The 12,651-nt window shown below is 40.0% G+C and carries 11 protein-coding genes and 2 pseudogenes; 7 read left to right on the top strand and 6 right to left on the bottom strand.

Features of this window, described 5'->3' with window-relative positions:
• Window positions 1-106 precede the first annotated feature (106 nt).
• Both glyS and HT724_RS06185 read left to right on the top strand, forming a co-directional pair.
• Window positions 107-2,143 carry a glycine--tRNA ligase subunit beta gene (glyS, locus tag HT724_RS06190; RefSeq protein WP_173276775.1) on the top strand — a complete coding sequence of 679 codons (2,037 nt, stop codon included), beginning with the start codon at window positions 107-109 and terminating at the stop codon, window positions 2,141-2,143.
• A 41-nt stretch (window positions 2,144-2,184) separates the two neighbouring features.
• Window positions 2,185-2,442 (top strand): DUF896 family protein, encoded by a 258-nt coding sequence (locus HT724_RS06185; protein WP_173253493.1) that lies wholly within the window; start codon window positions 2,185-2,187, stop codon window positions 2,440-2,442.
• A gap of 311 nt (window positions 2,443-2,753) precedes the next feature.
• Here the strand turns inward: HT724_RS06185 and HT724_RS10240 are convergent.
• The 5 genes and pseudogenes from HT724_RS10240 to HT724_RS10405 all read right to left on the bottom strand — a co-directional run bounded on the left by HT724_RS10240 (window position 2,754) and on the right by HT724_RS10405 (window position 5,898).
• A pseudogene (locus HT724_RS10240) lies at window positions 2,754-3,600 on the bottom strand (IS630 family transposase).
• A 35-nt stretch (window positions 3,601-3,635) separates the two neighbouring features.
• Window positions 3,636-3,800, bottom strand: a complete 165-nt coding sequence (locus HT724_RS06175) for a hypothetical protein (RefSeq protein ID WP_173227177.1) — start codon at window positions 3,798-3,800, stop codon at window positions 3,636-3,638.
• A 248-nt stretch (window positions 3,801-4,048) separates the two neighbouring features.
• On the bottom strand, window positions 4,049-4,864 hold the full coding sequence (locus tag HT724_RS06170) for a TIGR03943 family protein (RefSeq protein WP_173212279.1): 816 nt from the start codon (window positions 4,862-4,864) through the stop codon (window positions 4,049-4,051).
• Entirely contained in the window at window positions 4,861-5,766 is a 906-nt protein-coding gene (locus HT724_RS06165; protein ID WP_173276776.1) for a permease, read from the bottom strand. The genes HT724_RS06170 and HT724_RS06165 overlap by 4 nt, the downstream gene beginning before the upstream one ends.
• On the bottom strand, window positions 5,767-5,898 hold the full coding sequence (locus HT724_RS10405; RefSeq protein WP_049511209.1) for an SPJ_0845 family protein: 132 nt from the start codon (window positions 5,896-5,898) through the stop codon (window positions 5,767-5,769). It abuts the gene before it with no gap.
• 263 nt (window positions 5,899-6,161) lie between these two features.
• On the opposite strand from HT724_RS10405, the gene HT724_RS06160 reads away from it, so the two are divergent.
• Genes HT724_RS06160 through HT724_RS06150 form a run of 3 tightly spaced genes read left to right on the top strand, consistent with a single transcriptional unit; the run spans window position 6,162 to window position 9,058 of the window.
• Window positions 6,162-8,291, top strand: coding sequence for a Tex family protein (locus tag HT724_RS06160; protein ID WP_173276777.1), 2,130 nt, complete (start codon window positions 6,162-6,164; stop codon window positions 8,289-8,291).
• Window positions 8,278-8,727, top strand: a complete 450-nt coding sequence (locus HT724_RS06155; protein ID WP_173276778.1) for a SprT family protein — start codon at window positions 8,278-8,280, stop codon at window positions 8,725-8,727. The genes HT724_RS06160 and HT724_RS06155 overlap by 14 nt, the downstream gene beginning before the upstream one ends.
• Window positions 8,728-8,785: 58 nt before the next feature.
• A complete protein-coding gene (locus tag HT724_RS06150) occupies window positions 8,786-9,058 on the top strand; it encodes a PspC domain-containing protein (RefSeq protein WP_033685104.1) in 273 nt (90 codons plus the stop codon).
• Window positions 9,059-9,210: 152 nt separating this feature from the next.
• On the opposite strand, the pseudogene HT724_RS10235 reads toward HT724_RS06150, so the two are convergent.
• Window positions 9,211-9,394: pseudogene (locus HT724_RS10235) on the bottom strand (hypothetical protein).
• A 426-nt stretch (window positions 9,395-9,820) separates the two neighbouring features.
• On the opposite strand from HT724_RS10235, the gene HT724_RS06145 reads away from it, so the two are divergent.
• Together HT724_RS06145 and HT724_RS06140 are read left to right on the top strand one after the other, a co-directional pair.
• Window positions 9,821-10,579, top strand: a complete 759-nt coding sequence (locus HT724_RS06145; RefSeq protein ID WP_000173372.1) for an ABC transporter ATP-binding protein — start codon at window positions 9,821-9,823, stop codon at window positions 10,577-10,579.
• A 1-nt stretch (window position 10,580) separates the two neighbouring features.
• Window positions 10,581-12,569, top strand: a complete 1,989-nt coding sequence (locus HT724_RS06140) for an ABC transporter permease (protein WP_173276779.1) — start codon at window positions 10,581-10,583, stop codon at window positions 12,567-12,569.
• Window positions 12,570-12,651 lie beyond the last annotated feature (82 nt).

The following is a 12,651-nucleotide window of genomic DNA, read 5'->3' as shown; positions in this document are numbered from 1 at the left end:
AGACTTTTGGCTCCAATTTTAGCAATGAAACAACGAAGTTGGTTGCTTGCGTGCCCATCACATAAGGCAAACTGGAAAATAAAAAGATACTTTTCGGAGAAAAAACATGACAAAAAACTTATTAGTAGAACTCGGTCTTGAAGAATTACCAGCCTATGTTGTTACGCCAAGTGAAAAACAACTAGGCGAAAAAATGGCAGCCTTCCTCAAGGAAAACCGCCTGTCTTTTGAAGCTGTTCAAACCTTCTCAACACCACGTCGTTTGGCTGTTCGTGTAACTGGTCTTGCAGACAAACAGTCTGATTTGACAGAAGATTTTAAGGGGCCAGCAAAGAAAATTGCCTTGGATAGAGATGGAAATTTCACCAAAGCAGCTCAAGGATTTGTCCGAGGAAAAGGCTTGACTGTTGAAGATATCGAATTTCGTGAAATTAAGGGTGAAGAATATGTCTATGTCACTAAGGAAGAAATTGGTCAAGCAGTTGAAGCCATTGTTCCTGGTGTTGTAGATGTCTTGAAGTCCTTGACTTTCCCTGTCAGCATGCACTGGGCTAACAACACCTTTGAATATATCCGCCCTGTTCACACTTTAACTGTTCTTTTAGATGAAGAAGAGTTTGATTTGGATTTCCTTGATATCAAGGGAGATCGTGTCAGCCGTGGTCATCGTTTCTTGGGACAAGAAACTAAGATTCAGTCAGCATTGAGCTACGAAGAAGACCTTCGTAAGCAGTTTGTAATCGCGGATCCTCGTGAACGTGAGCAAATGATTGTTGACCAAATCAAAGCAATCGAAGCTGAGAATGGTGTACATATCGAAATTGATGCGGACTTGCTGAATGAAGTCTTGAACTTGGTTGAATACCCAACTGCCTTTATGGGAAGTTTTGATGCCAAATACCTTGAAGTTCCAGAAGAAGTTTTGGTGACTTCGATGAAAGAACACCAACGTTACTTTGTTGTTCGTGATCAAAACGGCAAACTCTTGCCAAATTTCATTTCAGTCCGTAACGGAAACGCAGAGCATTTGGAAAATGTCATTAAAGGAAATGAAAAAGTCTTGGTAGCTCGTTTGGAAGACGGAGAATTCTTCTGGCGTGAAGACCAAAAATTGGTCATTTCAGATCTTGTTGAAAAATTAAACAATGTGACTTTCCATGAGAAAATTGGTTCCCTTCGTGAACACATGATTCGTACGGGTCAGATTGCTATTCTCTTGGCAGAAAAAGCAGGCTTGTCAGCGAATGAAACGATTGACCTAGCCCGTGCAGCAGCCATTTACAAGTTTGACTTGTTAACAGGTATGGTTGGTGAATTTGACGAACTCCAAGGAATTATGGGGGAAAAATATGCCCTTCTTGCTGGAGAAACTCCAGCAGTGGCAGCTGCTATTCGTGAGCACTACATGCCTACATCAGCTGAAGGAGAACTTCCAGAGAGCAAGGTCGGTGCAGTTCTAGCCATTGCAGACAAATTGGATACGATTTTGAGTTTCTTCTCAGTAGGCTTGATTCCATCAGGTTCTAATGACCCTTATGCCCTTCGTCGTGCAACTCAAGGTGTGGTTCGTATCTTGGATGCCTTTGGTTGGCATATTGCTATGGATGAGTTGATTGATAGCCTTTATGCTTTGAAATTTGACAGCTTGACTTATGAAAATAAGACAGAGGTTATGGACTTTATCAAGGCTCGTGTCGATAAGATGATGGGCTCTACTCCAAAAGACATTAAGGAAGCCGTTCTTGCAGGATCAAACTTTGTTGTGGCGGATATGTTGGAAGCAGCAAGTGCTCTCGTAGAAGCAAGCAAGGAAGAAGACTTCAAACCATCTGTCGAATCCCTCTCTCGTGCCTTTAACTTGGCTGAGAAGGCAGAAGGGGTTGCTACAGTTGATTCAGCTCTCTTTGAAAATGAAGAAGAGAAAGCCTTGGCAGAAGCAGTAGAATCACTTGTTTTGTCAGGGACTGCAAGTCAACAATTGAAACAGCTCTTTGCGCTTAGTCCAGTTATTGATGCTTTCTTTGAAAATACTATGGTTATGGCCGAAGATCAGGCTGTCCGTCAAAATCGTTTGGCAATCTTGTCTCATTTAACTCAAAAAGCAGCTAAGCTTGCTCGTTTTAACCAAATCAATACTAAATAAACTCAGTCAAACGGAGTTTATCTTATCATAAAGGAGAAGAAATGGATCCGAAAAAAATTGCTCGTATTAACGAGCTTGCCAAAAAGAAAAAAACAGAAGGCTTGACCCCAGAAGAAAAAGTAGAACAAGCCAAACTACGTGAGGAGTACATCGAAGGTTATCGTCGCACTGTTCGTCACCACATTGAGGGAATCAAAATTGTAGACGAAGAAGGGAACGATGTTACACCAGAAAAACTACGCCAAGCCCAACGTGAAAAAGGGTTACATGGCCGTAGTCTTGATGACCCAAATTCATAATGAATATTCTTTCTTTTGACAAGGATAGATGAAATAATACCAAAAGACTATCATACATAAATGGGCTGCACCTCAAAAGTTAGAGCTAGAAAATCTAACTTTTGAGGTGTTTTTATTATGAAATTGAGTTATATAGTGAATTGAAATAAGATGTGAACAAAAAGATTAGTGAATTCAAATTAATTTCTATACAGGTTTTAGAATTATGGGTATACTATTCTATGTTCAATCCACTATAAATATATGCTCTAAAATGATGGTCGTTGAGTCTTCTATCGTCAAGAAAAATCATCAAATCCCTCGTATTATAGTCATTTAGTTTTAAAAAAGCACTTCAAATATTCAAAAATATTTGGGACTTTCCTTAATAAATCCGTCACTTTCTTTTTCAAGATAGCCCAAGCTTGCTCAATAGGATTCAAATCTGGTGAATAAGCTGGTAGAGGTAAGAAAAAGTGTTTATCTTTAATGTAAAGTTCATCCAAGATATGCTTGGGATGAAAACTAGCATTGTCCATGACAATGACGTGAGGTGTCTTCAAAGCAGGCAAGAGCTGCGTTTTGAACCACTCCACAAAGAAGTCTCTCGTCATACTTTCCTTGTAAATCATGGGAGCTATAAACTCTCCGTCTACTTGTCCTGCAACAATTGAAGTCAGCTCAAAACGCCGTCCGCTAATCTTGTTATAGACTTTCTCCCTTCTAGGAGCCCGTGCATAAGGACGATAGAGCTAGCGGTCGTTTCCCGTTTCGTCAATATATACGACTGGTAAATCTTTTAGGTTATCCAAAATATCAAGAAACTCAGCGACTTTCTCTGGATCTTGTTCCTTAGAGCTAGTTGTCTTTTTTTTTAAAAGTGATATGAATTGCTTTAAAGCTGTCCATACTGAAGGAACAGCACAATCAAAATGTGCCGCAATTTCCCGTTAAAAAGCGTCTGGATGAGCCTTTACAAAGACTTTCAACTCCTCTAAAGGGATTTCCCGCTTTTTGACGACTCACTTTTTCCGCTCTAAGTGTCCTTGTTCACGTCTTTCTTTTCCCACGTGAAGAAAGTTCTGACGCCTACATCAAAAACTTTGACCGCCTCGACATGGCTGTGTCCTCTTTGATGTAATCTAAGGCTCCTTGTTTAAAATCTGTACTATATGCCATAGCTTTATTATAGATGCTTGTTTAAAACTAAGCATCTATACCATCCAATCTAAAGCATTGTGAAGAGCTACAGTAGTTGTTCCAAATTTCTTCTGAATTTTCTTTGGTTTATTGCTATCTAGTGAACCATCTAGAATACAACAAACAATGGATTTTGGATGGACATCAATACCACAACACGTTTCGATCATAGCTTCCATTATAAAAACCTCCTGTTAACTATTTGAACAATAGAACAAGAGGCTACTAGTAATATGTTTTCATGCTCCAAGCATATTTGAGTTTTCTCATGACTCTTGTTCATCCAGTTTTTTAAACAGGCTAGGAAAAGCCCTATTAAACACCACGGATTGGTATTGTTCATCTTCATTATAAGCTAAACTTCTTTTTCTGTCACGAGTTAGCAGGCTCTTCCTGCTTAGAGTTTTTTATGAACTTGGTTTGCTTTTTAAAAAGCTCGATAAACATAGGGATTTTCTGGTTTATCGACTTTGGTAAAGCTTTCGATTTCCAAGGTTGGAAGGTTTTGTTTGAGTTCTTTATGGTAGTGATTGACCAGTTTTCCTTTGGCTGTTATCCAAGTATTATTTTCATATTGACGGGTATTTCCCTTGGTCAGTAATCCATAGACACCAGAATCTGCGATACAGTGAATAATGCCGAAGCGGAACAGAAATTGACTATTGGCATGACTGGGGTCATTATAGACAAAGCCTGTGAATTGGACCGTCTTGCCCTCAAACTCATCTGGATAGTCATAGATAGCCTCCATGACTTCCATATAGTTCTCATTCGTGATCTGAATGCTATCCTGGGACAAGTATTTATCCGCCGCCGTTCGCATTTCCTTTTCATAGGCTGATTTTGAAAAATAAGAACTGGTATCTGGTTTCAAATATTGGCTTGTTGTCCCTTCGCTTGTCTGAATGGCCAGATCCGTTCCTTCCGATAGGGGGAAATGATAGCCTTTGGCAGAAACGGTCTGAGAATCCAAGCTAACAGTTGGGAAAGTTAAGCCGATGACAAGTGGAATAGCCAGAAGAGAAATACTCGTCATCTTGGCCAATCGGCTGTTCAGATGACTGTGGGTTTTGACTTGCTTCATCCAGATATACAGTTGAACAATTGCCAAAATAAAGGAAAGCACCATGGAGATATAGGCCAGATAGGAATAGTGCATGTTGATGTACTGGTTTAATTTGCCTGACAAATGGAGGTAAATAGTCAGTTCAAAATAGCCAGCTAAAACTAAAAATCGAATCATAGGATGACTCCAATCAAGAGAGAATAGACTAAGACGACAAGAGTTACAATCGTTATGAAGTGACTGATAAATCGTGCTTTCAAGTAATTTTTCATCATGAGAATATTTTTAATATCCAGCATTGGGCCAATAACCAGAAAGGCCATAACTGGTGCCAATCCGAAACTCGAAAGAAGAGAAGCACCGATAAAGGCATCCGCCTCACTACAGAGAGAAAGAAGAAAGGCCAAAAGCATTAAGAGCAGGATGGCAAAAAGAGGGGTCGCACTGATAGAGGTCAGAATCCGTGTCGGAACATAGACCTGTATTATAGAAGCAAAGAGACAGCCAAATACCAAATAACGCCCCGTATCAAAAAACTCATCAATGGCTTGCACAAAGACCTGAAAACCTTTTTTTACAGGATTTAAGTGAGAAAAATCATGCTCATGACAGGCCAGACGATTTTCTTTCTGAATTGGTTCTTGCCAGAAAAATCCTAGAAAAATTCCTAGTATTACAGCCACAACGATGGAACCCAGAGCTCGTAACAGGGCGATATGGAAGGAGTTGCCAAAGGCAGAATAGGTCGCAAAGAGAACAATGGGATTGATAACAGGTGCTGTCACAAGAAAGGGAACGGCCGTGTAACTGGGAACCTTTTTTTCCAGAAAACGATTGATAATGGGGACAATCCCACATTCACAAGAGGGGAAAAGCATCCCGACGAAAGTGCCAAAAAAGATTCTTCCCCAACGATTTCGAGGGAGAAAATGATAAACCTTGTCAGGTGTGATATAAACCTCAATCAGCCCAGAGACAATACTTCCTATCAGAACGAAAGGGAGTGCTTCAATAATTATAGAGAGAAAAATAGCTCCAGTTTGAAGTACACTAGATGGGAGTTGTTGGAAAGTAGTCATCTAGTTTTTCTTTTCTGTTTTGGCTTTTTTCTCTTTGTCATCAGGGAAAGTAACTTGCTTCAAATCTGGGAGTTTAGCAAACTCTTCAAACATCTTGTCCAAGTCGTCTCGTTTTGTAAATTTTACAGCCATAGGTATACCTCGATTCTAAATTCTACCTCTATTATACTATTATTTTGAGGAAAAGGGAGTTTTTTAATTTGTTTTCGATAGTTGATACTCTTCGAAAATCTCTTCAAACCACGTCAGCTTCGCCTTGCCGTATATATGTGACTGACNNAACCTCAAAACAGTATTTTGAGCAGCCTGCGGCTATCTTCCTAGTTTGCTTTTTGATTTTCATTGAGTATGAAAAGGATTGGAGCAAGCCTTCCAGCTTGTGGTATAATAGATTCATGGATAAAAAATATGAAAAAATCTCCCAGGATTTGGGAGTGACGCTAAAGCAAATTGATACTGTTCTAAGTTTGACAGCTGAAGGGGCGACTATTCCCTTTATCGCGCGTTATCGCAAGGACATGACTGGTAGTCTGGATGAGGTGGCGATTAAGGCCATTATTGACTTGGATAAAAGTCTGACCAATCTCAACGACCGTAAAGAAGTTGTTTTGGCTAAGATTCAAGAGCAAGGTAAGTTGACCAAGGAATTGGAAGAAGCTATCTTAGCTGCCGAAAAATTAGCAGACGTAGAAGAACTCTATCTTCCATACAAGGAAAAACGTCGGACCAAGGCAATCATTGCCCGTGAAGCTGGACTCTTTCCTCTTGCTCGCCTGATTTTGCAGAATGTAGCTGACTTAGAGAAAGAAGCTGAGAAGTTTGTCTGTGAAGGATTTGTGACTGGTAAGGAAGCTTTAGCTGGTGCAGTTGATATCTTGGTTGAAGCCTTATCGGAAGATGTGACCTTGCGTTCCATGACTTATCAGGAGGTGCTGAGACACTCCAAACTTACTTCTCAAGTCAAGGATGAAAGTCTTGATGAAAAACATGTTTTTCAGATTTATTATGATTTTTCTGAGACAGTTGGAACTATGCAAGGCTATCGTACCTTGGCCCTCAATCGTGGGGAGAAACTTGGTGTCTTAAAGATCGGTTTTGAACATGCGACGGACCGAATTCTTTCCTTCTTTGCAACTCGTTTCAAGGTAAAAAATGCCTATATAGATGAAGTAGTTCAGCAGTCGGTTAAGAAAAAGGTCTTGCCTGCTATCGAACGTCGTATTCGGACAGAATTGACTGAAAAAGCAGAAGAAGGGGCTATCCAACTCTTTTCTGACAACCTACGCAATCTCCTCTTGGTTGCTCCACTGAAAGGGCGCGTGGTTCTTGGATTTGACCCAGCCTTTCGTACAGGTGCCAAGCTGGCTGTCGTGGATGCAACAGGAAAAATGCTGACAACTCAGGTCATTTATCCTGTCAAACCAGCCTCTGCTCGTCAAATCGAAGAAGCTAAGAAAAAGCTGGCAGATTTGATTGGTCAATACGGTGTAGAGATTATTGCCATCGGAAATGGAACTGCCAGTCGGGAAAGTGAAGCCTTTGTGGCGGAAGTTCTTAAAGATTTTCCAGAAGTCAGCTATGTTATCGTCAATGAAAGTGGTGCCTCGGTCTACTCTGCCAGCGAACTTGCTCGTCAGGAGTTTCCAGACTTGACTGTTGAAAAACGCTCTGCTATTTCTATCGCCCGTCGTTTGCAAGATCCCCTTGCTGAATTGGTCAAAATCGATCCTAAATCAATTGGCGTTGGTCAGTACCAGCACGATGTCAGCCAGAAGAAGCTGTCTGAAAGTTTGGACTTTGTCGTGGATACGGTGGTGAACCAAGTCGGTGTTAATATTAATACGGCCAGCCCAGCTCTTCTTTCTCACGTGGCTGGACTCAATAAAACCATTTCTGAAAATATTGTCAAATACCGCGAGGAAGAAGGAAAAATCACTTCACGCGCCCAAATCAAGAAAGTTCCTCGTCTGGGTGCCAAAGCCTTTGAACAGGCAGCTGGTTTCCTTCGTATTCCTGAAAGTAGCAATATCCTTGATAATACAGGAGTTCACCCAGAAAATTACGCTGCCATTAAGGAACTCTTCAAACGTTTAGATATTAAAGACTTAAACGAACAAGCCCAAGGCAAACTCAAGTCGCTTTCAGTCAAGGAAATGGCGCCAGAGCTAGGCCTTGGTCCAGAAACCCTTAAAGATATCATTGCAGATCTTCTCAAACCAGGTCGAGATTTCCGTGATTCCTTTGATGCACCTGTGCTTCGCCAAGATGTCCTAGATATTAAGGACCTTGTGGTCGGACAGAAGCTAGAAGGTGTGGTGCGTAATGTCGTTGACTTCGGTGCCTTCGTTGATATCGGGATTCATGAGGACGGTCTGATTCATATTTCCCATATGAGTCGCAAATTTATCAAACACCCAAGCCAAGTGGTGTCCGTCGGAGATTTGGTAACAGTTTGGGTTAAGAAAATCGATACTGAACGTGAAAAAGTCAATCTGTCGCTCCTCGCTCCAAATGAAACTGACTGATTACGTTAAGCAGGTTTCACTAGAAGACTTCGGCAGACCTTTTATCCATCATGTCCAGTGGAATAGGCGTCTACGTTCGACAGGTGGGCGATTTTTCCCCAAAGATGGGCATTTGGATTTTAATCCTAAGGTTTATCAGGAACTGGGTTTAGACGTTTTTAGGAAAATTGTTCGCCATGAACTCTGTCACTATCACCTCTATTTTCAAGGAAAGGGCTATCAACACAAGGATCGGGATTTTAAGGACCTTTTGAAAGCAGTGGATGGATTACGCTTTGTACCATCCTTGCCCAATAGTAACTCCAAGCCAATCAAGCTCTATCGTTGCCAATCCTGCCAGCAAAGGTATCAGCGCAAGCGAAGAATTGATACCAAACGCTATCGCTGTGGACTTTGTAGAGGTAAATTGCTACTAGTAAATCAGCCTGAGGACTGATGAAAGCCGAGCCTACCCGTGATATACTATGTCTAACCTAGCAGAAAGAGGAAATATCATGAACAGTAAATTTTATAAAATGAGACGAAATCGCATGATTTCAGGAGTTTTGGCAGGTCTGTCAGACAAGTGGAACTTTGATGTTACCCTTGTACGTTTTTTGTTTGCCATTTTTACAGTCGCAAATTTTGGACTTGGCGTGATTATCTATATCATCCTAGCTTCTATCATGCCTACCAAGGAAGAAATTGAAGCAGAAATGTATGGAACAGGCCCACGCAAACGAAAAGAAGCCCAAGCTATTGAAGAAAATGATGGATGGTTTTGGTGAGGTTCTTCAAAAGATTTGAAATAAGAAAAAAGCTTTAAATCAATAGTCTAAACTGCTTGATTTAAAGCTTTTTTACTTTTAATAATATTTCGCCAGCTTCATCCACAAACTAAAAGCAGTAATTTAAACTCAGTTTTTTAATCTTTGTTTTGCTACTGAGAGAAAACTGTTTTTGATAAATGATGGATGCTGATAACAACTGATAGCCAGCAAATAGCATAAGCTGTAGCTGTAAATTGTGTACCGATAAAGTATGTTTTTTTCAACTAAGAGCTGACCGATGAATGGAGAGAGCAGATAGAGAAGTCCGATGAGTATATGTTCTTTGTGTTTCATTAAAGCGCACCTTCTTTCCTGATACTTAGAACGACTTACAAGTGTTCAATTTAATGGTATGTTATCTAGGTAAGCTTACTCAAATGATAGTTCCCGCTTCCTCCTTTCCAAAGTAAGCCTTTTCACACTTATATTTTAAAATTTTAAAAATAGAAAATCAAATTATTTTCTAAGTAATTTTGCTTACATTCCCCCAATCTTACAAAAATGTAAGATTAAAGTCTCTTTTGTAAGGTTAGGTTATGGCAAGAGGTCTTTTTTTGATGTAAACTAGACTCATAAAGAACAAAGGAGTAACATCATGAAACAAATCTTACAGAAGAAAACAAGAAAACCAAGCCACAAAGAAATCGAGCGCGTTCAGCTGGGATGCGCTATGATGCAAGCAACATTTCATTTGATGGGATATTAAGAAAGGAGATTCTCATGACACTTTTAGATGTAAAACACGTTCAAAAAATTTATAAAACTCGTTTTCAGGGCAACCAAGTAGAGGCCCTCAAGGATATTCACTTTACCGTGGAAAAAGGTGACTACGTTGCCATCATGGGTGAGTCTGGTTCTGGTAAATCAACTCTTCTCAATATTCTAGCTATGCTGGATAAACCAACTCGTGGGCAGGTTTACTTGAATGGAACTGACACCGCAACCATTAAAAATTCACAGGCCTCTAGTTTCCGTCGTGAAAAGCTAGGATTTGTCTTCCAAGACTTTAATTTGTTAGATACTCTCTCTGTAAAAGATAATATCTTGCTTCCGCTTGTCTTGTCAAGAAGACCCATTACGGAGATGATGAAGAAATTGGTGGTGACTGCTGAGAATCTAGGTATCAACCAATTGCAAGAGAAATACCCTTACGAGATTTCAGGTGGGCAAAAACAGCGTGTAGCAGTAGCTCGCGCCATCATCACTGAACCTGAAATTCTCCTTGCGGACGAGCCAACAGGAGCTCTTGACTCCAAGTCATCTGCAGCCTTACTTGATGTCTTTGATGAAATCAATGAGCGCGGCCAAACCATTCTCATGGTAACCCACTCAACAGCAGCAGCCAGCAGAGCTAAACGCGTGCTCTTTATCAAAGACGGCATTCTTTACAATCAAATCTACCGTGGAGAGAAGACAGAGCGTCAGATGTTCCAAGAAATTTCTGATACCTTGACTGTCATGGCAAGCGAGGTGAATTAGTATGTTTCGATTAACCAATAAGTTAGCGGTATCGAACTTGATTAAAAACCGCAAACTCTACTATCCTTTTGCGCTGGCTGTTCTCTTGGCAGTCACTGTCACCTATCTTTTTTACTCTCTAACCTTCAATCCCAAGATTTCGGAAATCCGTGGAGGGACAACCATTCAAGCTACTCTTGGATTTGGTATGTTTGTCGTCACACTTGCGTCAGCCATTATCGTCCTCTATGCCAATAGTTTTGTTATGAAAAACCGTTCCAAGGAACTGGGAATTTATGGCATGTTGGGCTTGGAGAAGCGTCATCTTATCAGTATGACCTTTAAGGAGTTAGTGCTATTTGGGATTCTAACTGTTGGAGCAGGAATCGGTATTGGATCCTTGTTTGACAAGTTGATTTTCGCTTTCCTACTCAAACTGATGAAATTAAAGGTAGAACTAGTCGCTACCTTCCAGATGAAAGTTGTCATTACAGTACTTGTTGTCTTCGGTTTGATTTTCATAGGTCTCATGTTCCTGAATGCTCTTCGAATCGCCCGTATGAATGCCCTCCAGCTCTCTCGTGAGAAAGCTAGTGGAGAGAAAAAAGGTCGTTTCCTACCTCTCCAAACGATTCTTGGTTCCATAAGTTTAGGGATTGGTTATTATCTTGCCCTTACGGTAAAAGATCCTCTTACAGCCTTAACAACCTTCTTCATAGCTGTTTTGCTGGTTATCTTTGGTACTTATCTTTTGTTCAATGCAGGGATTACAGTCTTCCTCCAAATCTTAAAGAAAAACAAGAAATACTATTACCAACCTAATAACCTCATATCTGTTTCCAACTTGATTTTCCGTATGAAGAAAAATGCGGTTGGACTAGCAACTATCGCTATCTTGTCAACAATGGTTTTGGTAACCATGTCAGCAGCGACAAGCATTTTCAATTCCGCAGAATCCTTAAAAAAAGTTCTAAATCCGCATGACTTTGGAATTACTGGAAAAAATGTTGAAAAAGAAGATTTGGACAAACTCTTGAGCCAGTTTGCAAGTGACAAAGGTTATAGTGTCAAAGAGAAAGAAGTTCTTCGTTACAGTAACTTTGGTATTGCAAATCAAGAAGGAACCAAGTTAACTATTTTTGAAAAAGGACAAAACCGTGTCCAACCAAAAACAGTTTTCATGGTATTTGACCAAAAAGATTATGAAAATATGACTGGTCAAAAACTTTCTCTATCAGGAAATGAGGTCGGTCTCTTTGCCAAAAATGACGGACTGAAAGGACAGAAAGTACTAACTCTAAATGATCATCAATTTTCTGTCAAAGAAGAATTTAATAAAGATTTTATTGTCAACCATGTCCCAAATCAGTTTAATATTTTTACTACTGATTACAATTACCTTGTTGTACCTAATTTACAAGCCTTTTTGGATCAATTTCCAGATTCGGCTATCTATAATCAGCTTTACGGTGGTATGAATGTAAATATCAGTGAAGAAGAACAACTCAAGGTAGCTGAAGAATATGAAAACTACCTTAATCAGTTTAATGCTCAATTAAACACTGAAGGTAGCTATGTGTATGGTAGCAATCTAGCAGATGCTAGTGCTCAAATGAGTGCCCTCTTTGGTGGTGTCTTCTTTATTGGTATTTTCCTATCCATTATCTTTATGGTCGGAACCGTTCTGGTCATCTACTACAAACAAATTTCTGAAGGATATGAAGACCGTGAGCGCTTTATTATCTTGCAGAAAGTCGGTTTAGATCAAAAGCAAATCAAGCAAACCATCAACAAACAGGTTTTAACTGTTTTCTTCCTTCCTTTGCTTTTTGCCTTCCTACATCTAGCCTTTGCCTACCATATGCTTAGTCTGATTCTAAAAGTGATTGGTGTAATAGATACGAATATGATGTTGATTGTGACCTTGTCTATCTGCGCTATCTTCCTCATCGCCTATGTGCTGATTTTCATGATTACTTCAAGAAGTTATCGCAAGATTGTCCAAATGTAAAAAAAGATACCTCGACTTCAAAATCGAGGTATTTCTTGTATTTTATACTCAATGAAAATCAAAAAGCAAACTAGGAAGCTAG

Origin of the sequence: Streptococcus sp. k-402, from assembly GCF_013277515.1 — a bacterium.
In the GTDB taxonomy this organism is placed as follows: domain Bacteria; phylum Bacillota; class Bacilli; order Lactobacillales; family Streptococcaceae; genus Streptococcus.
The sequence above is the reverse complement of the archived record's forward strand: the minus strand, read 5'-3'. Positions and strand labels throughout refer to the sequence as shown.